The organism is Frankia sp. CcI49 (genome assembly GCF_001983215.1).
GTDB classification, from domain to species: domain Bacteria; phylum Actinomycetota; class Actinomycetes; order Frankiales; family Frankiaceae; genus Parafrankia; species Parafrankia irregularis.
In genome coordinates, this window is sequence record NZ_MOWP01000027.1 from 65,935 (window position 1) to 87,835 (window position 21,901).

General features: G+C 71.4%; 15 protein-coding genes. 9 read left to right on the forward strand and 6 right to left on the reverse strand.

Features of this window, described 5'->3' with window-relative positions:
* Positions 1-444: 444 nt before the first annotated feature.
* Entirely contained in the window at positions 445-2,268 is a 1,824-nt protein-coding gene (locus CcI49_RS23945) for a phosphoenolpyruvate carboxykinase (GTP) (RefSeq protein ID WP_054565221.1), read from the reverse strand.
* A gap of 375 nt (positions 2,269-2,643) precedes the next feature.
* Between CcI49_RS23945 and CcI49_RS23950 the strand changes: the two genes are divergently transcribed.
* Positions 2,644-3,261: a hemolysin III family protein gene (locus CcI49_RS23950; protein ID WP_054565498.1), complete on the forward strand. Its 618-nt coding sequence runs from the start codon at positions 2,644-2,646 to the stop codon at positions 3,259-3,261.
* A 508-nt stretch (positions 3,262-3,769) separates the two neighbouring features.
* On the opposite strand, the gene CcI49_RS23955 is transcribed toward CcI49_RS23950, so the two are convergent.
* Positions 3,770-4,381, reverse strand: a complete 612-nt coding sequence (locus CcI49_RS23955) for a hypothetical protein (protein ID WP_054565222.1) — start codon at positions 4,379-4,381, stop codon at positions 3,770-3,772.
* Positions 4,382-4,652: 271 nt separating this feature from the next.
* The gene (locus tag CcI49_RS23960; protein ID WP_076829495.1) at positions 4,653-6,662 is read right to left on the reverse strand and encodes a thioredoxin domain-containing protein; all 2,010 of its coding nucleotides are present in this window, start codon (positions 6,660-6,662) and stop codon (positions 4,653-4,655) included.
* A 290-nt stretch (positions 6,663-6,952) separates the two neighbouring features.
* Between CcI49_RS23960 and CcI49_RS23965 the strand changes: the two genes are divergently transcribed.
* Together CcI49_RS23965 and arfB are read left to right on the forward strand one after the other, a co-directional pair.
* On the forward strand, positions 6,953-10,006 hold the full coding sequence (locus CcI49_RS23965) for a class I tRNA ligase family protein (protein ID WP_054565227.1): 3,054 nt from the start codon (positions 6,953-6,955) through the stop codon (positions 10,004-10,006).
* 170 nt (positions 10,007-10,176) lie between these two features.
* Positions 10,177-10,599 carry an alternative ribosome rescue aminoacyl-tRNA hydrolase ArfB gene (arfB, locus tag CcI49_RS23970; RefSeq protein WP_054565500.1) on the forward strand — a complete coding sequence of 141 codons (423 nt, stop codon included), beginning with the start codon at positions 10,177-10,179 and terminating at the stop codon, positions 10,597-10,599.
* A 104-nt stretch (positions 10,600-10,703) separates the two neighbouring features.
* Here the strand turns inward: arfB and CcI49_RS23975 are convergent, their stop codons facing one another.
* Positions 10,704-11,081, reverse strand: coding sequence for a hypothetical protein (locus tag CcI49_RS23975; protein WP_054565228.1), 378 nt, complete (start codon positions 11,079-11,081; stop codon positions 10,704-10,706).
* A gap of 89 nt (positions 11,082-11,170) precedes the next feature.
* Positions 11,171-12,076 carry a mycothiol conjugate amidase Mca gene (mca, locus tag CcI49_RS23980; protein ID WP_054565229.1) on the reverse strand — a complete coding sequence of 302 codons (906 nt, stop codon included), beginning with the start codon at positions 12,074-12,076 and terminating at the stop codon, positions 11,171-11,173.
* Positions 12,077-12,660: 584 nt separating this feature from the next.
* Between mca and greA the strand changes: the two genes are divergently transcribed.
* From greA to CcI49_RS24005, 5 genes are all read left to right on the forward strand, one after another.
* Positions 12,661-13,146, forward strand: a complete 486-nt coding sequence (greA, locus tag CcI49_RS23985; RefSeq protein ID WP_054565230.1) for a transcription elongation factor GreA — start codon at positions 12,661-12,663, stop codon at positions 13,144-13,146.
* A gap of 184 nt (positions 13,147-13,330) precedes the next feature.
* Positions 13,331-14,842, forward strand: coding sequence for a hypothetical protein (locus CcI49_RS23990; protein WP_054565501.1), 1,512 nt, complete (start codon positions 13,331-13,333; stop codon positions 14,840-14,842).
* A gap of 114 nt (positions 14,843-14,956) precedes the next feature.
* A complete protein-coding gene (locus tag CcI49_RS23995) occupies positions 14,957-16,960 on the forward strand; it encodes a VWA domain-containing protein (RefSeq protein WP_054565231.1) in 2,004 nt (667 codons plus the stop codon).
* A 291-nt stretch (positions 16,961-17,251) separates the two neighbouring features.
* On the forward strand, positions 17,252-18,313 hold the full coding sequence (locus CcI49_RS24000) for a hypothetical protein (protein WP_235497716.1): 1,062 nt from the start codon (positions 17,252-17,254) through the stop codon (positions 18,311-18,313).
* A 138-nt stretch (positions 18,314-18,451) separates the two neighbouring features.
* Positions 18,452-18,913 (forward strand): hypothetical protein, encoded by a 462-nt coding sequence (locus tag CcI49_RS24005; RefSeq protein WP_054565502.1) that lies wholly within the window; start codon positions 18,452-18,454, stop codon positions 18,911-18,913.
* A 63-nt stretch (positions 18,914-18,976) separates the two neighbouring features.
* Here CcI49_RS24005 and CcI49_RS24010 read toward each other — a convergent pair whose 3' ends face one another.
* Positions 18,977-19,867, reverse strand: a complete 891-nt coding sequence (locus tag CcI49_RS24010) for an alpha/beta fold hydrolase (RefSeq protein ID WP_054565233.1) — start codon at positions 19,865-19,867, stop codon at positions 18,977-18,979.
* A 282-nt stretch (positions 19,868-20,149) separates the two neighbouring features.
* On the opposite strand from CcI49_RS24010, the gene CcI49_RS24015 reads away from it, so the two are divergent.
* Entirely contained in the window at positions 20,150-21,862 is a 1,713-nt protein-coding gene (locus CcI49_RS24015) for an MBOAT family O-acyltransferase (RefSeq protein WP_076829503.1), read from the forward strand.
* The last annotated feature ends 39 nt before the right edge of the window (positions 21,863-21,901 follow it).

The following is a 21,901-nucleotide window of genomic DNA, read 5'->3' on the forward strand; positions in this document are numbered from 1 at the left end:
CTCCGCGGGCACGCCTGGGCGGCCCGGGAACGAGTCGACTGGTTCGAGGGCTCCGTCGCATTCCACGGGCGCCACGGGCCAGGTCCGGCCTTGGTCCCGGCCCCTCCGACGGCACGGCGACACCATGTTCAGACCGCGGGGTCGCGGCCCGGCCGCGGACGGCCCAGGCCGGGACCGCGCCCGGACCGGCTCTCGGCGGCCGGTCATCCGCATGCGACCGGCCGGCCGCCTGGAAGCCGAGGCCACCGGCACGCACAAAGACGGACCGGCGCCCACGAAATGATCGTGGGCGCCGGTCCGTCGAATGTTTCGGTGTGATCTCCGTGTGGTGACGCGGGCGCCGGTCCGCGAGCCGGCGTCTCAGAGCCGCGTCAGCCGGCCTCGGCCCGGGCCGGCCGGCCAGCCGGGGAGCCCGGCCAGCCAGCTACCCGGCCCGCGCGGCCGTCAGCCGTTGAGACGCTTGATCAGCGCCTCGTGCTCGGCCCACAGCTCCTCCGGCAGTCGGTCACCGAAGGTGTTGTAGTGCTCGGGGATCAGCTCGGCCTCCTGCCGCCACACTTCGGTGTCGACCGTCAGCAGCGTCTCCAGGTCCTCCGCGGAGACGTCGAGGCCGTCGGTCGGCAGCTCGCCCGGCGCGGGCAGGATGCCCAGCGGCGTCTCCACACCCTTCGCGGCGCCGTCGAGACGGCTCGCGATCCAGGCCAGCACGCGGCTGTTCTCGCCGAACCCTGGCCACAGGTAGCGCCCCTCGGGGCTCTTCCGGAACCAGTTGACGTAGTAGATCCGCGGCAGCTTGTCCGCGTCGGAGCTCTTGCCGATCTTCAGCCAGTGCGCGAAGTAGTCGGCCATGTTGTAGCCGCAGAAGGGCAGCATGGCGAACGGGTCACGCCGCAGCTTCCCGATCGCGCCCGCCTGGGCCGCCGTGGTCTCCGACGCGACGATCGAGCCGAAGAAGACTCCGCGCTGCCAGTCCGGCGCCTCGGTCACCAGCGGAACCGCCGTCGCGCGGCGCCCGCCGAACAGGATCGCCGAGATCGGGACACCGGACGGGTCCTCCCACTCCGGCGCCATCGTCGGGCACTGGCTGGCCGGCACGGTGAACCGGGCGTTCGGGTGCGCCGCCGGCTCGGCCGACTCGGGGGTCCAGTCCCGGCCCTTCCAGTCGATCAGGTGCGCGGGCTTGTCCGGGGTGAGGCCCTCCCACCAGACGTCGCCGTCGTCGGTGCGGGCGACGTTCGTGAAGACCGCGTTGCCCCACAGCGTCTTGACGGCGTTGGGGTTGGTCTCCTCACCAGTACCCGGTGCGACGCCGAACAGGCCTGCCTCCGGGTTCACGGCGTAGAGGCGGCCGTCCTCGCCGAAGCGCATCCAGGCGATGTCGTCACCGACGGTCTCGGCCTTCCAGCCGGGCAGCGTCGGGATCAGCATGGCGAGGTTGGTCTTGCCGCACGCCGACGGGAAGGCGGCGGCCACGAAGTGGACCTTCCCCTCGGGCGAGGTCAGCTTGAGGATCAGCATGTGYTCGGCGAGCCACCCCTGGTCACGAGCCATGACCGAGGCGATACGCAGTGCGTAGCACTTCTTGCCGAGCAGGGCGTTGCCGCCGTACCCCGACCCGTAGGACCAGATCTCGCGGCTCTCCGGGAAGTGGGTGATGTACTTGGTCGAATTACACGGCCACGGGACGTCGGCCTGACCCGGCTCCAGCGGTGCGCCCAGTGAATGCACCGCAGGGACGAAGAAACCATCCTCGCCGAGCTGCTCCAGAGCCGGCGCACCCATACGGGTCATCGTGCGCATGGAGATGACCACATACGGCGAGTCGGTGATTTCGACACCAAGAGCGGAAATATGGGATCCGAGTGGGCCCATGCAGAAGGGGACGACATACATCGTCCGCCCGCGCATGCACCCGGCGAAAAGCTCACCCAGCTTCGTGCGCATTTCCGCCGGGTCCAACCAGTTATTGGTCGGGCCGGCGTCCTCGGCCTTTTCTGAACAGATGTAGGTCCGGTCTTCCACCCGCGCGACGTCGCTCGGATCCGACGCAGCGTAGAAGCTGTTCGGGCGTTTGTCGTCGGCAAGCCGGACCAGGGTGCCCTTCTCGATGAGGAGCGTTGTCAGTCGATCGAACTCGGACTCCGAGCCGTCGCACCATTCAATACGGTCCGGCTGGGTGAGTTCGGCGATCTCACGCACCCAGGCGATCAACCTGGCGTGCTTGGTGGGGGCGGCATCCAGCCCGGGAATCTGTGCCGCAGTCGTCACAGCTCACACCTCCGGTCGAGTTGACCTGTCGCGTTCTCGTCCCGTGTGCGAGTGCCCTCAGTCAGGTGCCTCGTTCGCACCCGAACACCACCAGACACCCAGGTACAAACATGCGGGAAACGGGGCAGTTCGAGGCCGCGTTCAGGATCATTAGACTGTACCGCGCTTTCGGTGCAGAGTCGCGCGGTAGGCAGTACGCGGAAACGTAGGATCCATCACGATCCGGAGCGAACCGACCGACGCCGAGCCACTCCGCTTCGTGACCTGGATGCGGACCGGATATCGTGCTGTGCCGTGGCCTCCCTCGCTCGGCAGACCCTGAGCATCGACGACACAGCCCGGAACGCACATCCACGTGACCTGGTGCGACCACGCATGCGGGGCTGGCTACACGCCGGAGCATTCCCCGTGAGCCTCGCACTAGGCGTCATTGCGGTGGCACTCGCGACCACGCTGAGGGCCCGCCTGGGGATGACCGTTTACGCGCTGAGCATTGCAGCGCTGTTCGGAACCAGTGCCCTCTATCACCGAAAAATGTGGTCGACCTCACGCGCTCGCGAGCTCATGAAGCGCCTCGACCACTCCATGATCTTTGTCTTCATCGCCGGCACCTACACGCCATTCGCACTCATCGCCATGCCCCCGCACACAGCCCGCATCGTGCTGGGCGTGGTGTGGGGCGGCGCGGCGCTGGGTGTCGCGCTGCGCATGCTCTGGCTGCACTCTCCGCGCTTCCTGATCGTGCCGCTCTACATCGCGCTCGGCTGGGTGGCCGTCTTCGTCATCCCCGAGCTGATGCATCAGGCCGGGGTGGCCGCGACGGTGCTGCTCCTGGTGGGCGGCGCCTGCTACAGCCTCGGCGCCCTGGTGTACGCATCGCGACGACCCAACCCCGCACCGAGCACGTTCGGCTACCACGAGGTGTTCCATGCGTTCACGCTCGTCGCCGCCTGTTGCCACTACATCGCGCTGATGATCGCAATGCTCGGCTAGCAGGGACCGGGAAGCGACGGTCACCGGCTCCGGAGTCACCCGTTCCGGAGCCGCCCGAGGCCACCGAGGCCACCCGCTTCAGGTGCCCCGCACGGCGCTGCGCCCCACGGCGGGTGACGCGAGCGTGCCGTTGCGCGACCGGGCCCGCGTCGATCCGGTTACCGGCTCGCGGCGTTCCGGTTACCGGGCCACGGCGATCCAGTGACAACACCGGGGCGATCCGATGACAGATCCGGGGCATTCCGGTGACAGCGGGGGCACATCGCCGCGCCTTTGACAAGACGTCGAAACGCACAGATCACAAGGCTCTCGCCGACCTGCCCACATCCACACGATGCCACTCTCGGTGACGACGAGCCGGTCCGGGGCGAGGCGCCAGAAGCAGGCCGGGAAACCCATTCACCGGACTTCACCCGACACCGGGTAGAGCACCCGGCGGACAGCCGGTTTCGCCTTGCCGACCGGCTCCCTGCCGGCGGGAAGAATCGGCCGCATCCGCGGGGAGCGACTAAATTCCCGGACCTTCGGCCCGGATCTGCTCGACCTTTTCCATCGCTTCTCGCAGGCGGGCCAGCCACGCATCCGCGTTCTCCCCCACCAGCCGGACGCACCAGGCAAGGGCCTCACTACGGCTGCGCGCAACACCTGAATCCACCAGCGTGTCCAGGACCTGCCGTTCCGGCTGGCGAAGCCGGGTCATCACCGGGACGGACAGGGCTGTGAACAGCTCGGTCGCGCCGCCGAACGAGACACCCCAGGCCACCTTGCGCCCGAACCGCTGCTCAGCCTCCCGTGCCAGCACGATCCGGCCGTCCCTCGTCTCCTCGCGGAAGCGCCGGATCCAGCCGGCCGCCTCGGCCGCGGCGGCGGGCCCGCTCGTGGCCGCATCAGACCCCGCGGCAGACTCCGCGGCCGACCCACCCGGGGCTGAACCGGCCGGGTCAGGCTGCACCAGCGCGCCGACAACCGTGATCTCGTCCCGGTCGATCGTCACCCGGGGCGGCCCGGTGAACCAGCCCGCGGGAACCCTGGCTGCGAACCACGCGGCGATCTCGTCCGCGGGAACGGGTTCGTCCCGTTCGGCTCCCCGCCCAGGCCCTCGCCCTCGAAGACCGGCCATGACAGTCCCCTCCACTGAGCCTTTGAGTGAGCCTTTGAGCCTTCTCCATCGTCGACCCGGGCCGGCGGCATCCCTGACCGTGCGAAGTTGAGATGGCGAAGGCTCACTGCTCCGACGACCTCACTGCTCCGACGACGCACCGGCCGGGCTGGAACGCGACCCGATCCATGATTACACGCTTACAGCATTATGCGCACGCGTGGAGTCGTCGGAAACCAGCCGGCCTCGGTGCGGCGTCCAAGCTGATCGACGAGCGGCCGGCAGGCCGGGGTCAGGTGGGGAGCCGGACGCCGAGCTTGGCCCGGACCTCCTCGGCGGTGGTCACCGGCAGCTCGCAGACGAAGTCACGGCACACGTACACAGCCGGATCGGCGCGCCCGGCGGTGAGCGGACCAGCGGTGACGACGACAGCGCCGGGTGCGGTGCCGAGCCGTGCCAGCCGCTCCAGGTCCGGACGACCGACCACCGCGACCTCGGCCGGGCCGGCCAGGACCGCCTCGGCCACCGCGCCAGCCCAGCCCGCGTACCGGGCGTCCTTGGCAAGCAGTGGCATCGCCAGCCCGACCGTCGCGACCGCCGCGTCGCGGTGCTCGGCCGAGCCGGTCAGCGCGGCGAAGGTCAGCAACGCGCCGGCCACGGCGGCCTGCCCGGACGGTGTCGCCGAGTCGGACGACTCCCGCGGCCGCCGCAGCAGTGCCTCGGCGTCGTCCGCGGTGTCGAAGAAACCGCCGTCCGGGGCCGCGAACCGCGCGCGCACCACATCCAGCAGCTCACCGGCGAGCGTGAGCCACCGCGGGTCGGCGGTGACCTGGTGCAGCGCGAGGTACCCGTCGGCGACGCACCCGTAGTCCTCCAGCACGCCGGCGTTCGGCCCCCGGCGGCCGTCGCGGCTGGTCCGCCACAGCCGGCCGTCGTGCAGGTGGACGTCCCGCAGCAGCTCGGCGGCCCGGGTGGCGGCGGCGATCCAGGCCGGCTCGGCCAGCAGCGCGCCCGCCTCGGCGAGCGCCGCGATCGCCAGCCCGTTCCAGGCGGCCACGATCTTGTCGTCGCGGGCGGGCTGCGGCCGGCGCGACCGCGCCGCGGCGAGCGCCGCCCGGACCCGGGCGAACCGGGCCGGGTCGTCCGGGTCCGCGGGCAGCATCAGCACGGAGGTGCCGTGCTCGAAGGTCCCGGCCTCGGTGACACCGAGAACCCCGGCCGCCCAGGCACCGTCCTGGGGACCGAGGACGTCGGCGAGCTGGGCGGGCGTCCAGGAATAGCTGGCGCCCTCCTCCGGGTGCGCGTTCGGCTGCCCGGCGGGCACCGCGTCAGCGTCCAGCGCGGACGCGAAGCCGCCCTCGGGCGTCCGCAGGTCGGTGAGCAGGAACTCGGCTGTCTCCCGCACCACCCGCTCGGCCAGCGCGGAGCCGGTGGCCCGCCACAGGTGCAGGTAGACGCGCAGCAGCTGGGCGTTGTCGTAGAGCATCTTCTCGAAGTGCGGGACGGTCCAGGTGGCGTCGACGCTGTACCGGGCGAAGCCGCCCGCGAGCTGGTCGTAGATACCGCCGCGGGCCATCCGCTCGCAGGTCACACGCACCATCTCGAGCGCCTTGTCGTCGCCGGTGCGGGCCCAGTGCCGGAGCAGGAGCTCGGCGACCATGGACGGCGGGAACTTCGGCTTCGGGCCGAACCCGCCGTGGCGCGCGTCGAAGCGGCCGGCGAGCCCGGCGACCGCGCCGTCGAGCAGCTCGGCGCTGAGCTGGGGACCGCCGTCCCCACCGGCGGTGCCGCCGGGCAGCGCGACGACCTCCGCCAGCCGGCGGGCGATGTCCGCCCCGGCTTCCTCGATCTCCTCCCGGCGCTGGGTCCAGGCGTCCGCGACCGCCGTCATCACCTGCGGGAAGGACGTCTGGCCCTGGCGCGGGCGGGGTGGGAAGTAGGTGCCGGCGAAGAAGGGCTCGGCCGCCGGGGTGAGGAACACCGTCATCGGCCAGCCGCCGTGACCGGTGAGGGCGACCGTCACATCCATGTAGACCGAGTCGACGTCGGGACGCTCCTCCCGGTCGACCTTGATATTGACGAAGTGCTCGTTCATGTACGCGGCGATCTGCGCGTCCTCGAACGACTCGTGGGCCATGACATGGCACCAGTGGCAGGATGCATAGCCGACCGAGAGCAGCACCGGCACGCCACGGGCCTTGGCCTCGGCGAACGCCTCGGGCCCCCACGGCCACCAGTCGACCGGGTTGTCCGCGTGCTGCAGAAGGTAGGGGGAAGTCTGCTCCGCGAGCTTGTTGGGCACCGCACCACCATGCCATCGCGGCGGCCCGATCCCCGCGATCGCCGGCGCCGGCCGCCCGCATCCCGCCCGCCCACGGGCCGCCGCGATCGCAGACAGCGGCCGCCACCGGCGATCGCGGCGGCCCGGATAGGCTGGACGCCAGGAGTGATCCACGCCGTTCCCGCGCCCCGGTCCACGACCACCATCGCCACCGCCACCATCCCGGCGGGCCATCGGCCATCCGTCGTCGGCCGGGGGAGCGCGAGCGGACACGGGTCAACAGTGATCGATGTCTTGGGATGCGACCTGCGATGAACGAGCCCACCGAGAGCGACACCACCGCGGACGCCGCAGTCACCGCGGGCGGCGACGCCGACCTGCCCCACCGCTACGACTCGCGGCTCGCCGCGGAGATCGAACAGCGCTGGCAGCAGCGGTGGCTCAAGGACGGCACGTTCGAGTCGCCGAACCCGACCGGGCCGCTTTCCACCGGCTTCGAGGCCGTCCAGGGCCGCGATCCGTTCTACGTGCTGGACATGTTCCCCTACCCGAGCGGGACGGGCCTGCATGTGGGCCACCCGCTCGGCTACATCGGTTCGGACGTCTTCGCCCGCTTCCTGCGGATGACCGGACGACACGTGCTGCACACCTTCGGCTATGACGCCTTCGGGCTGCCCGCCGAGCAGTACGCCATCAACACCGGCCAGCATCCGCGGGTGACGACCGAGGCGAACATCGCGAACATGCGGCGCCAGCTCTCCCGGCTGGGCCTGGGTCATGACACGCGCCGCGAGATCGCGACCACCGACACCACGTACTACCGCTGGACCCAGTGGGTCTTCCTCCAGATCTTCAACAGCTGGTACGACGACGAGGCCGGCCGGGCCCGGCCGATCAGCGAGCTGGTCGAGGAGTTCGAGAGCGGGCGCCGGTCGGCCGCCGGGGCGAGCTCCGGCGAGGCCAACCCCCGCCAGGCCGAGTGGTCCGAGCTGACGGCGAGCGAACGGCGTCGCGTCGTCGACGCCCACCGCCTCACCTACATCTCCGAGGAGCTGGTGAACTGGTGCCCGGGCCTGGGCACGGTGCTGGCCAACGAGGAGGTCACGCCCGAGGGGCGCAGCGACATCGGCAACTATCCGGTCTACCGGCGCCCGCTGCGCCAGTGGATGATGCGGATCACCGCCTATGCCGACCGGCTGATGTCGGATCTCGACCTGGTCGACTGGCCCGACTCCATCAAGCAGATGCAGCGCAACTGGATCGGGCCGAGTGACGGCGCCGCCGTCCGGTTCACCACGACGACCGGTGCCAGCGCCGGAACCGACGCCGGTGACGATGCCGGCGCGCCGGTCGACATCGAGGTCTACACGACCCGTCCCGACACGCTGCCCGGCGCGAGCTTCCTGGTGCTGGCTCCGGAACACCCGCTCGTCGACGCGCTGATCGCCACCGACTGGCCGGCCGACACCCCGGCCAGCTGGCGGTTCGCGCAGGGTCGGCCCGCCGGCCCGCTCGAGGAGGACTGGACCCCACAGGCCGCCGTCGACGCCTATCGGGCCTTCGCCGCCCGGCGCAGCGACCGCCAGCGCGGTGGCGCGGAGATCGACCGCACCGGCGTGTTCACCGGGACGTACGTGACCAACCCGGTCGGCGGCGGTGTGATCCCCGTCTTCCTGGCCGACTACGTCCTGCTCGGCTACGGCACCGGGGCGATCATGGCGGTGCCGGCGCACGACGACCGGGACTTCTCCTTCGCCCGCGAGTTCGACCTGCCGGTACAGGCCGTGCTGGAGCCGGATGAGGCCTGGCACTCCGAGCACGGCGTACCCGCGGGGGCGCCCGCGTCCGCCTGGCCCGCGCCGTTCGCCGGTGAGGGCACGTATCTGCCCGGCCCGCCGAACCGCCCGGGCCTCGTCGGCCTGTCGAAGGCCGAGGCCATCAAGACCACGGTCGGCTGGCTGGAGGGTGCCGGTCGCGGCCGGGCCACCCGCTCCTACCGGCTGCGCGACTGGCTGTTCTCCCGCCAGCGGTACTGGGGCGAGCCGTTCCCGATCGTCTTCGACGACGAGGGGCTGCCGATCGCGGTGCCCGAGGACCAGCTGCCGGTCGAGCTGCCCGAGATGACCGACTTCCGGCCGCGCGCGATGGCCGACGACGACGAGAGCGAGCCCGTCCCGCCGCTGGCAAGGGCCACGGAGTGGGCCACGGTCACCCTCGACCTCGGCGACGGCCCGCGCGAGTACCGGCGCGAGCTGAACACCATGCCGCAGTGGGCCGGCTCCTGCTGGTACTACCTGCGCTACCTCGACCCGACGAACTCCGAGCGGTTCGTGGATCCGACCGTCGAGCGCTACTGGATGCACTCCGAGCGCGGGCCCGCCGGCGACGGCGGCGTCGACCTGTACGTGGGTGGCGTCGAGCACGCCGTCCTGCACCTGCTCTACGCCCGCTTCTGGCACAAGGTGCTCTACGACCTGGGCCTGGTCTCGACCCGGGAGCCGTTCAAGCGCCTCTACAACCAGGGCTACATCCAGGCCGACGCGTTCACCGACGAGCGCGGGATGTACGTCGCCGCCGCCGAGGTCGTCCGCGGCGCGGACGGGACGTTCACCCACGACGGGGCCCCGGTGAACCGGCGCTCCGGCAAGATGGGCAAGAGCCTCAAGAACAGCGTCAGCCCCGACGAGATGTACGACAGCTACGGGGCTGACACGCTGCGCGTCTACGAGATGGCGATGGGGCCGCTGGACGCGCACCGCCCATGGCGCACCGACGACATCGTCGGCTCGTACCGGTTCCTGCAGCGGCTCTGGCGCAACATCATCGACGAGGAGTCCGGTGAGCCGCGGGTGCGTGACGCCGCGCTCGGCGACATCGAGTCGAGCGAAGAGGTCACCCGGGCGCTGCACCGGACGATCCTGGCCGTCCGGACGGACTACGCCGAGCTGCGTTTCAACACCGCGGTCGCCCGGCTGATCGAGCTGACCAACCTGGCCAGCAAGCACTTCGGCGCCGGGCTCGCCGGGCCGCCGCGGGAGCTGGCCGAGGCCATGGTGCTGATGGTGGCGCCGCTGGCACCGCACCTCGCCGAGGAGCTGTGGACGCGACTGGGGCACGCCGGCTCGGTCTCGACCGTCCCGTTCCCCGAGGGGGACGAGTCGCTGGCCGCGGCCTCGACGGTCCGCCTGCCGGTGCAGGTCAACGGCAAGGTGCGGTTCACGATCGATGTCGCGCCCGACGCGGACGAGGCCGCGGTGCGGCAGGCGCTGGAGGCACACGAGGACTACCCCCGCTACACCGCCGGCAAGACCGTCAAGCGCCTCATCGTGGTCCCCGGCCGGATCGTCAACATCGCCCTGGGCTGACGACACAGCCAGCCTGACGGCACAGCCTGCCTGGTGGCACAGCCAGCCTGACGGCACAGCCAGGCTGGCTGCACAACAGACAAAGGCGTCGCGGGCGGATCAGGCCCGAAATGCCCGCGACGACCGAGCCGTCGCCCTGGGACGATGGCGGGGTGCTGCCGAGCGTTCTGATGATCCGGCCGGGATTCGCGATCCCGGCCGGCGAGCTCACGTGGCGCTACTCGCGATCCGCGGGGCCGGGTGGGCAGTCGGTGAACACCTCGGACAGCCGCGTGGAGCTTTCGTTCGATCTCGCCCGCGCACCGTCCGTGCCCGAGCGGATGCGAGCCAGGGCGCTGGCGCGGCTGGAGGGTCGCCTGGTCGGCGGGGTCCTGACCCTGGCCGCGTCCGAGCATCGCTCGCAGCTACGGAACCGTGAGGCCGCGGCGGCACGGCTGGCCGACGTCCTGCGGGAGGCCACGGCACCTCCACCGCGGCCACGGCGGCCGACCAGCCCCACCCGTGGTTCGGTCGAGCGGCGGCTGGCCGGCAAGAAGCGCCGCAGCGAGATCAAAAAGGATCGAGGCGGGGGCCGGCGCGGGCCGGACGAATGATCGGCCAGATTCCGAGCTCCGGGCTGTGGGCGTGCCTGCTACCGGGCAGCAGTTGATCCTCAACTCCTGCGGGTGGCCAAGCGACCCTGCGCAGGGCGCTCGGCTCAGGCCGAGCCGGATCCGGTGTCCTCCGCTGCCCCCTGCCTGCCTCGCTGGCGGGGAAGCTTCTCCTTGGCTCCCTTCGCCCCCTTGGCCGGCGCAGCCGCGCTCACACTCGCGGCCGCGGCCTCCTCGGCGCCGCGCTCGGCGGTGGCCAGAGTGCCCGCCGCCGGGTCACCGGCCGCCTCGCCGCGGTTCGTCAGATCCCCGCGCGGCCGGCCGAACTCGCCGTTCTCCACGTTCGCCCGCATCCTGCGCAGGCTCTTCGAGAGGAGCACGAAGAGCCCTGCTGACGCGAGGATCAGCACGAAGACCACGAGGGCGCCGCTGGTGCCCGTGCCTATCTCGGCGGCGAGCCGCACCCCGCCGGATGTGTCATCCACTGACCAGCACCTCCTGTAGTCAAGAGTCTTTCAGCTGACGGTCCGCGGCCAGCGATGCCGCGGTGCCGAGACAACGGCGGAAAAGGCTCTCAGCGGATTCCGTTGAACAGATCGTCTTCGGGTAGTACGCCCACCTCGATCAGGGACCGGGCGAGCTGGTAGTCCTCGGTGGGCCAGGCGTCGCGCTGCAGGGTGAGCGGCACCCGGAACCACGGCCCGTCCGGGTCGACCTGGGTCGCATGCGCGAGCAGGGCGCGGTCCCGGACCTCGAACCAGTCCTCGCAGCGAACCCGGGTGGTCAACCGGCCGGTGTCCTCCGCCCGGTCGATCCACTCGTCCAGCCGCTTCCCGTAGGGCGACTCCAGGCCCGCGGCGCGCATCCCCTCGTGCAGGGCGAGGATGCGGTCCTTGTGGAAGGTCAGGTGGTAGTAGAGCTTCAGCGGCTGCCACGGCGCAAGGCCGAGCTCGACGCCCACCTCGGGATAGCGGGAGGGGTCACCGGCGGCCTCGAACGCCTCCACGCTGATCTGGTGGGTCATGATGTGATCCGGATGCGGGTAGCCGCCGTTCTCGTCGTAGGTCGTGACGACCTGCGGGCGGAACTGGCGGATCAGGCGCACCAGCGGGCGGGCGGCGTCCGCGAGGGGCTGCGTGGCGAAGGTCCCCTCGGGCAGTGGCGGCAGCGGGTCACCTTCGGGCAGGCCCGAGTCGATGAACCCCAGCCACTCCTGCTGCACTCCGAGTATCTTCCGTGCCCGTTCCATCTCCTCGCGCCGGACCTCTGGCATCCGCGCGAGGACCTCGGGTGAATCCATTGCCGGATTGAGGATGCTGCCCGCCTCACCGCCGGTACACGTGACCACCAGCACCTCGACGCCCTCGTGGGCATAGCGGGCCATCGTCGCCGCGCCCTTGCTGGACTCGTCATCGGGATGCGCGTGGACGGCCATGAGCCGCAGACCACGCTCCTGTTCGGCCGGGAGCATGCAGCCCATTGTGGCTGACGTCCGGAGCGGGCCGGGCCGGCCGGCGCCCGCGCGGCGGCCACCTGGGCCGCCGCAGCGCAGCCCTCGGGGGCCCTCAACCGCCTGGCTCCGCACCAACCGGGGCGGTCGACCGCCCCGGGAACGAGGGACAGGCCGGCACAAACGAGACCCAGCTCACTCTTGATCTGGAAAAGTCACCGAGCGGCGTGGCACAATACACCGTCCGCACACGCTCCAAAGACGCCGGTTCACCGGTCTGCGGGCGGACGGTCTCTGGCAGGTGGCGTCGTCTGCAAACCGACATCGTCGTCGGGCCCACCTTTGAGGGATCATCGGCCCGTGACCACGGCGGGAAGTCGTCATGACGACCTCGCACTGTGGGAACCGACGTCGAGGGCGGCCCGGACCACCCGCTCGCACTGAAGCGGCAACAGCGAAGCAGCAACAGCACTGAAGCAGCGACCAGCACTGAACTGAACCAGCAACAGCCCCGTGGCGCCTGCCGTGAGCGGGCCCCACCCGGGCGCGCCGCCGGGAGCCTCGGCTCCCTCCGATAGACTCAGAACTTTGGTATTCCTCGAGGAGCGTGACGCGTGACGCAGCAGACCTGGCTCACCCAGGAGGCCTACGACCGACTTCGCTCCGAGCTCGAGTACCTCACGGGCACCTGGCGTACGGAGATCGCCACGAAGATCGAGGCCGCCCGTGAGGAAGGCGACCTGAAGGAGAACGGTGGCTATCACGCGGCCAAGGAGGAGCAGGGCAAGCAGGAGGCCCGGATCCGCCAGTTGATGGACCTGCTCCGCGACGCACGGGTCGGCGACACCTCGCGCGGCGTGTCCGGTGAGGCCGGGCCCGGGATGATCGTCGAGATCCGGTTCCCCGGTGAGAAGGAGACCGAGAAGTTCCTCATCGGCTCACGCGAGGATCACAGCACGAGCATCGAGGTGTTCTCTCCCGCGTCTCCCCTCGGCGGCGCCGTCACCGGCCACAAGGCCGGCGAGACGGTGAACTACACGTTGCCGAACGGCCGTTCGGCCGCGGTGGAGATCGTCGCGGTGTCGCCGTACGCGGGCTGAGCAGCCCAGCGGGGCCGCACCCGCGGCGCCCTGCCTGCGGTGACGCACCTGCCATGGGGTGACGCACCTGCCATGGGGTGCGGTCGACCGACGGGAACGGACCGGCGGGGCGGCGCGACTACGCCATAAGCGGACGACATCCCATGCCGCTGCGCGCGGGCCGGTGTGGACGTACCGTCAGCTGGTGGCAGATCCGCCGGCTCCGCACAGTCCGTCCACACCTCCCACGAAGCACATCGCCGCCCCCGCGGCGGCACCGACGGCGAGCGCCCCCTCGGCATCCGGGCCTCCGCCAGCCGCTATCACCCTTGCTGACCTGCGCCTTTCCGGCCATCGTCACCGGTCGGTGCGGGCCGAGCTGCGGGAGAACCTGCTTGCGCGGATGCGGTCGGACGAGCCCCGGTTCCCGGGCATCGTCGGCTTCGACGACACCGTTCTCCCGCAGGTCGAGCGGGCCCTGCTCGCCGGGCACGACATCGTGTTCCTGGGCGAGCGCGGCCAGGGCAAGACCCGTCTGATCCGGACGCTCGTCGGCCTGCTCGACGAGTGGTCGCCCGCCGTCGCCGGCTGCGAGATCAACGATCACCCCTACGCTCCGGTCTGCGGCCGGTGCCGCCTGCTGCTCGCCGAGGTCGGCGAGCAGCTGCCCGTGACCTGGCGGCACCGCTCCGAGCGGTTCGGGGAGAAGCTGGCGACCCCCGACACCAGCGTCGGTGACCTGATCGGCGACGTCGACCCGGTCAAGGTCGCCGAGGGCCGCACCCTCGGCGACCCCGAAACCGTGCACTACGGGCTGGTGCCGCGTACCAACCGCGGCATCTTCAGCGTGAACGAGCTGCCCGACCTCGCCGAGCGCATCCAGGTGGCGCTGCTCAACGTGCTGGAGGAGCGCGACATCCAGGTCCGCGGCTACATGCTGCGGCTACCGCTGGACCTGCTGCTGGTCGCCTCCGCGAACCCGGAGGACTACACCAACCGCGGCCGCATCATCACCCCGCTCAAGGACCGTTTCGGTGCCGAGGTCCGCACCCACTACCCGCTGCGGCTGGACGACGAGCTGAGCCTCATCCGCCAGGAGGCCGTGATCTCCTGGGCCGACGCGCCGCTGGGCACCCCCGAGCTTCCCGACCATCTCATCGAGGTGGTGGCCCGCTTCACCCGGCTTGTCCGCGACGCGCCGCAGGTCGACCAGCGCTCCGGTGTCTCGGCCCGGCTCGCGGTCGCGGCGGCCGAGACGGTGGCCGCCTCCGCCGTTCGGCGGGCGGCGCTGACCGGCGAGGACAGCGCGACCGCGCGGGTCGTCGACCTCGCCGCGATCGTGCCGGCGGTCCGCGGCAAGGTCGAGTTCGATCAGCTGGAGGAGGGCCGGGAGGACGAGGTCCTGGCGCTGATGTTGCGCCGGGCCATCGCGGAGACCTTCCGCGCGAAGCTCGCCGGGACCGACCTCTCCGGCCTGCAGGACCGCTTCGAGCGCGACGGTGCCGTGGAGACCGGCGATCTCGTCCCGGCCGCCGAGCTGCTGCGCCGGATCGGGCCGGTACCAGGCCTGTCAGCGATCCTCACCCGCCTGGACGTCGACGGAGCGGAGTCGCCGGGCCTGGCCGCCGCGGCGCTGGAGCTCGCGATGGAGGGCCTGCACCTCAACCGGCGCCTCGCCAAGGAGGAACTGCCCGGGCGGACGGTGTACGGCGGCTGACCGTCGGCACGGTTCGTCCGGTCGGGCGGTTCGTCCCGTCGGGCGGTTCGCCCGGCCACGCGCGACTCGCCCGACCACAAACAGAATCACGCGGCAGGCCACCAGGAGGCACCGGTGAGCTCCGGACAGTTCCGATACGGCCCCTGGGACGGCGGGCCCGACCCGCTGGCGTCCCCCTTCTCCGCAACCGACGCCGTCGACGAGATGTCCCACCAGATCCTGGAGGGACGTACGCCGCGGGAGGCCCTGGACACCCTGTTGCGCCGGGGCATGCCGGGCCGCCGCGGCCTGGACGACCTGCGCCGCGCGATCGAGCGCCGCCGCCGCGAGGCCCGTTCCCGCGGCCGGCTCGACGGCACCCTCGACGAGGTCCGCCGTCTGCTCGACACGGCCATCGGCCAGGAGCGGGCCGCGTTGTTCCCCGACCCCGGCGACGAGGCGCGGCTGCGGGAGGCGGAGCTGGACGCGCTGCCGTCCGATCCCGCCCGCGCGGTGCGGGAGCTCGCCGACTACGACTGGCGCTCGCAGCAGGCCCGCGAGACCTACGACCAGATCTCCGACCTGTTGCGCCGCGAGGTGCTCGACGCGCAGTTCCGCGGGATGAAGCAGGCGTTGCAGGGCGCCACCCCGGATGACCTGGCCCGCGTGCGCGAGATGGTCCGCGATCTCAACGACCTGTTGGAGGCGGACGCCCGGGGCGAGGAGACCGGGGCCCGCTTCGAGGAGTTCATGCGCAGGCACGGCGAGTTCTTCCCGGAGAACCCCCGCGACCTCGAGGAGCTTGTCGACTCGCTGGCCCGGCGGGCCGCCGCGGCCCAGCGGCTGCTGGCCGGCCTCACCCCGGCGCAACGCCAGGAGCTGGCCGATCTGATGGCGACCGCGATGGAGGACCTGGGCCTGTCCGGCGAGATGTCCCGGCTGTCGCGGGCGCTGCAGTCAGCCCGCCCGGACCTGGACTGGGGTGGGCGGGGACGCGGCCGCGGGCGGGCTCGTGGGCGCTTCCCGGAGGCGATGACCGGGGACGAGCCGCTCGGCTTCGGGGACGCCACGAGCGCGCTGGAGGAGCTCGCCGAACTCGACGAGCTCGCGGCGGCGCTCAGCCAGGACTACCCGGGTGCCTCCCTAGAGGACGTCGACCCGGAAGCCGTCGAGCGGGCGCTGGGCCGCACCGCCGTCGATGACCTGCGCCAGCTCCAGCAGATCGAGCGTGAGCTGGAGCGACAGGGCTTCATCACCCGCCGCGCGGGCACGCTGGAGCTCACGCCGCGGGCGGTGCGGCGCATCGGCGACGCGGCGCTGGCCCGCATCTTCCGCGACGTCGCCGCGCGCGGGCGCGGTGATCACACGAACACCGACGCCGGTTCCGCCGGTGATCTGCTCGGTACCTCCCGGCGCTGGCAGTTCGGCGACACCCAGCCGATCGACGTGGTCCGCACCGTCCGCAACGCGGTGCTGCGGGCGGGGCCGCCCGGCCCGGGCCGCCGGGTGCGGCTTTCCGTCGACGACTTCGAGGTCGCCGAGACCGAGCGGCGCACCAGCGCGGCGGTCTGCCTGCTGGTGGACCTGTCGTACTCGATGGCCCTGCGCGGCACCTGGGGGGTGGCGAAGTCGACGGCACTCGCGCTGCACTCGCTTGTCACCACCCGTTTCCCCCAGGACAAGGTGCACATCATCGGCTTCTCCGACTACGCGCGGGAGCTTCGCCCCGTAGAGCTGGCGGGGCTGGACTCGGAGATGGTGCAGGGCACCAACCTGCAGCACGCGCTGCTGATCGCGGGCCGGCTGCTGCGCCGGTATCCGGAGGCCGAGCCGGTGATCATGGTGGTCACGGACGGCGAGCCCACCGCCCACCTGCAGCGGGACGGTTCGTCCTCGTTCTCCTGGCCACCCATGCCCGAGACCCTGGAGCTGACGCTCGCCGAGGTCGAGCGGCTGACCCGCCGCGGCGTGACGATCAACGTCTTCATGCTGGACGACGAGCCCCGGCTGGTCCGGTTCGTCGAGGAGATGGCCCAGCGCAACGGCGGTCGGGTGCTCTCACCGGACCCGGCCACCCTCGGCAGTTACGTCATCCGGGACTACCTGCGTGCCCGGGGGGCCCGCCGGGTGGCTCGCTGAGAGACCGACCGCCAACTGCAGGCACTGTCAGTTAACTAGCTGCTACCGTGCGCCGTCGTGGTGACAGAGTGCGAGCGCGACGAGGACCACGACGGAGGCCACGAACAAGGCCGCGAACAGGGCCACGGAGCCGATCGGCACCGACCGTCGACGGACCGGCCACGGCGGACGAACCGGTTGCGGTGGACGAGCCGGCTGCGGCGGACGAACCAGCCACGGTCGGCAGATCCAGCCCGGGCGACAGGCCGACCGGCGTCGCGGTGGCGTGGACGACGGCACCTCGCCGGAGCCGTGGCCGCGGCCGCCGCGCTCTGCGCCCTCATACCGGGCACTCTCCTGCCGGCGCTTCCGACGCTGGCCTCCGCGGCGACGGGTGGCGACCACAGCCCGGTGCAGTCACTGCGGTCCGCCCTCAGCCGGGAGCTGCCTGGGCCGTTCGCGGGCCCCTACTCCGAACCGCTGAGCCGCCCGTACGCGAAGCCGATGTCTGCTCCCGTCGCCCGGACCGATCTCGAGCAGGCGCGGATCTCCGCGTACTGGTCGGCGCAGCGGCGCAGCCGCGCCCAGGTCGCGGACGCGGCCGGTCGGGACGGCCGACCAGTGCCGAAGCGGCTCGACGGGCCCACCGGGACCGATCAGACCCTCGAGGCCACCAGCCCACCGCCGCCGAGCACCGGGTCTCCGTACGCCTACGGCGGACTGGTGACGAAGACCGTCGGCCGCCTGTTCACCACGATCAACGACGTCGACTACGCCTGCTCGGCCACGGTCGTGACGAGCACGGGACGCGACCTCGCGGTGACCGCCGGGCACTGCCTGCACGAGGGCAGCGGCGGTGCCTTCGCGACCAACGTGGCCTTCATGCCCGGCTACTCCGACGGCTCCCTGCCCTTCGGGCTCTGGGCCGCCCGGCTGATCACCGTGACGCCGGGCTGGGGCCTGCGGGGCGACTTCGACTACGACACCGGCTTCATCCTGTTCAACACGCGCGCCGGGCAGCACATCGAGGATGTCGTCGGCGGCGAGAAGATCGCCTTCAACCAGCCCCGGACGCTCGCCCAGTACGCCTTCGGCTACCCCCGGCTCGGGAAGTACACCGGCGAGGAGCTGATCTACTGTGCCGGGCCGTCCAGCGACGACCCCTATGGCACCACCTCGATGGGCCTGGCCTGTGACATGACCGGCGGGGCCAGCGGTGGCCCGCTGTTCACCGGGCTCGGCCGGGCCGGGCCCGGCGCCGGCTGGGTCGACAGCGTCGTCAGCTACGCCTACGCCTCGGACCCGGAGACCATCTACGGCACCTACTTCGGCCGCGCGATCGAGCTGCTCTACTACCAGTCGAACGACCTTTGACACCGGCCTTTGACACCGACCTCCGCCACCGACTGCTGTCACCAGCCGAACGGCCGGTCGGGACTACCAGTCGAGCCACCGCCGGCGCGGCGCCGCCCGGTGGACCGGCCGGCCGCGGCCGCCCGATACGGTCTGGCCATGCCGCATTCAGGCAGCTACGGACTCTTCCTGACCCTGCACGTACTCTCCGCGTTCCTCCTGGTCGGCCCGCTCTGCATGACGACCGCGACGGCGCCCTGGCTGGTCCACGCCGGCCCGGCCGGCCTGTCCAGGCTGCGGGCGGCCGCCCGCACCACCTGGTACCTCCCGCCCGCGACCATTCTGGTCGCCCTGTTCGGGCTGGTGATCATTCACCGGGGACCGTTCGGCAGCCTTCGCCGGATCAGTGATCCGTGGCTGCTGACATCCGGCCTGCTGTGGATCACAGCCGTCGTGATCAGCATGGCCGTGATCTCCAGGGGCCTGCGGCGGGCCGTCCACGACATCGAGCGTGGCGGCGACGCGCGCCGCCAGCTCCCGGCGATCACGATCGGCGCCGCCGCCACGGTCACCTGCTGGGTCGTGATCATCTGCCTCATGGTGATGAAGCCGGGTTACTGAGCCCTTTCCGCCGCTGACTCGGCGCACGGCATACCTGACCGTGGGCGGTGAGCGGGAAAGGGCTCACTGCACCGCCGCACGCAGGGACTCGCCGTGGTGGGTGACGTCGTCGACCCGGTCGAGAAGCCGCGCCCAGATCTCGCGGGGCAGATCATGTGCCATCCCGTCGATCTCCAGGAGCTCCGCGGACGGAACGGTGGCCGCCGTGAGCCGCCCGCCGCGCACCGGGATCAGCGGATCGTGCGTTCCGTGCACCACGAGCGTCGGCACCCGCAGGCCGCGCAGCGCCGCGGAGCGGTCCGCCGCGACCAGGATCGCGGCCAGCTGACGCGCCACCCCGGCGGGGTTCTGCCGACGTTCCCAGAGCTGCTTCGACCGGCTGTGCAGCCACGGGACGTCGACCGCGAACTCCGGCGAGCCGATCACCCGCGCGGACTCCTCCGCCCTGGCGATGAACTCGTCCAGGCTGGTCGGGCTTGGCCGTAGCAGCAGCTCGACGGCCTCGTCCGACGGCTTGACACTGTGATCGCCGGGGTGGGACATCACGGAGGTGAGGCTGCGCACCCGGTCCGGGCTGTTCAGCGCCAGCAGCTGCGCGACCATCCCGCCGAGCGAGACGCCGAACACGTGGGCGGACTCGACGCCGAGGGCGTCCAGCAGCCCGATGGTGTCGGCGGCCATGTCCTCGAGGCCGTAGGGCGCGAGCGCGGCCTGGCCGGACACGATCCCCAGCAGGTCGGGCGGGCCGTGCCAGTCCAGATGGGTGGAATGCCCGACATCGCGGTTGTCGAAGGTGATCACGTGGTAACCACGCCGGACCATGCTCGCCACGAGGTCGGGATGCCAGCCGACGAGATGCTGCCCGAGCCCGCCCACCAGCAGCAGCGGGAGGCCGTCCGGATCACCGTGCGTCTCGACGGCCAGCTCGATGCCGTTGGCCGGAACGATTCTCATGACCCGGGACGGTAGCGACAGTCCCACCCGTTCGTCAGTACACGGCTACGCATTCGGTTCCAGCTCACCGTCGCACCGGCGGCGGTGTGTACAGGCGGCGGTGTGTACAGGCGGCGGTGTACGTCCGCCGGTGCGGGGCCTGACCGGGTTCGTCCCGGCCATCTTGTGCGGTACCAGCCCACCCGCGTGTGTCCAGGCCCGTCGAGCGGCGCATCCGCCGCACTTCAACTACGTTCTGTAGTGAATCTTTTCCTTTCCGTAGCAGACGCCGGACGGTTACGCGTGGTATTTCCTACGATCGAGTTCGCCGCGTTCCTGGTGATCGTCATGGCCGTCTCCTGGCTGCTCATGCCGGTTCCGGCGCTGTGGAAACCGTTCATCCTGGCCGCCTCGTACTTCTTCTATTCCTATGCGGACGCCCGCTTCGTCCTGTTGATCGTTTCCTCGACGCTGATCAACCAGCTCGCCGCCGTGGCGATCGGGCGCTGGCGCGACCGACGGATCCTGATCGCCGCGATCGTCTGCGATCTCGGACTGCTGGGCTGGTTCAAGTACTACGGCTTCTTCGCGCTGTCCGTGGACCGGGCCCTGCAGGACGTCGGCCTGCCCGCGCCGCTGCCGCTGCTACAGGTGGCGCTGCCCATCGGCATCTCCTTCTTCACGTTCCAGGCCCTCTCCTACGTGATCGACGTCTGGCGCGGCGACATCCGGCCCGTCTCGCTGATCGACTTCGCCGTGTACGAGGCCTTCTTCCCCCACCTGGTCGCCGGGCCGATCGTGCGCGCGAGCGAGTTCACCCCCCAGCTCGCCACCCCACGCGACCCGAGCCAGGTCCAGGTGACCCGGGCGATCTTCCTCATCGGCGGCGGCCTGGTGAAGAAGGTCGTCCTGGCCGACCTGCTGGCCACCCGGATCGTGGACCCGGTCTTCGACGCCCCGGGCCAGCATTCGTCCGGCGAGATCGCGGTGGCCGTCTACGGGTACGCCGTGCAGATCTACTGCGACTTCTCCGCGTACTCCGACATCGCGATCGGCGTCGCCCTGCTGCTGGGCTTCCGGTTCCCCGACAACTTCGACCGCCCCTACGCTGCCGTCAGCCTGCAGGACTTCTGGCGCCGCTGGCACATGACCCTGTCCCGCTGGCTGCGCGACTACGTCTACCTGCCACTCGGCGGCAACCGCCGCGGGCGCCGCCGGACCTACCTCAACCTGATGATCACCATGGTTCTCGGCGGTCTGTGGCACGGCGCGGCGTGGACGTTCGTCATCTGGGGCGCGCTGCACGGCGGCGTCCTCGCCGGCGAGCGCGCCTGGCGCGCGCACCGCGGAGGGCCGGGCGGACGTCCCGGGCGCGGGCCCACCGGGACCACCGGGCCCAGGCACCGCGCTGGCGGAACGGGCGGTGCCGGCGGAACGGTGGTGCTGCCGCGGCCCAAGCAGCCCGAGCTGGCAGACCCCGGCTTTGCGCCGTCACACAACCCCGGCTTTGCGCCGTCACACCCCCTGCCCGCGCCGACGCCGTCGCGGGAGGAGCTACCGGGAACAGGCATGGCCCCGACCGGACCCCGCGAACCCGGGCTGGCCGCAGGGGCGGCCGTGCTCGCGACGGCGGCCCCGCCGATCGCGGCGACGACCCCGATGCGCGGCCCGACGAACCTCCCCCGGGTCTGGCTCGGACGGATCGTCGTCTTTCACTTCGTCTGCGCGGCCTGGGTCCTGTTCCGGTCCCCCGACCTCGGCACCGCGGCCGAGATCTTCGGCCGGCTGTTCACCGCCGGCGGGCCCTCTCCCCTGGTGACGACGACCGTGCTGGTCGCGATCGCGGCGGGGCTGGGCGCCGCCGCGGTGCCCGGCTGGTGGTGGGTGCGCGCCCAGGGCCTGTTCGCCGCCCGACGCCTCGGCACCCAGATCATCCTGGTGGTCACCTTCCTGCTGGTGATCTACGCCTTCGTCGGCCAGCAGGACGTCGCCCCGTTCATCTACTTCCGGTTCTGAGCAGCTCGGCGAGTGGACGGGCGAACCGGGCCATCGGCG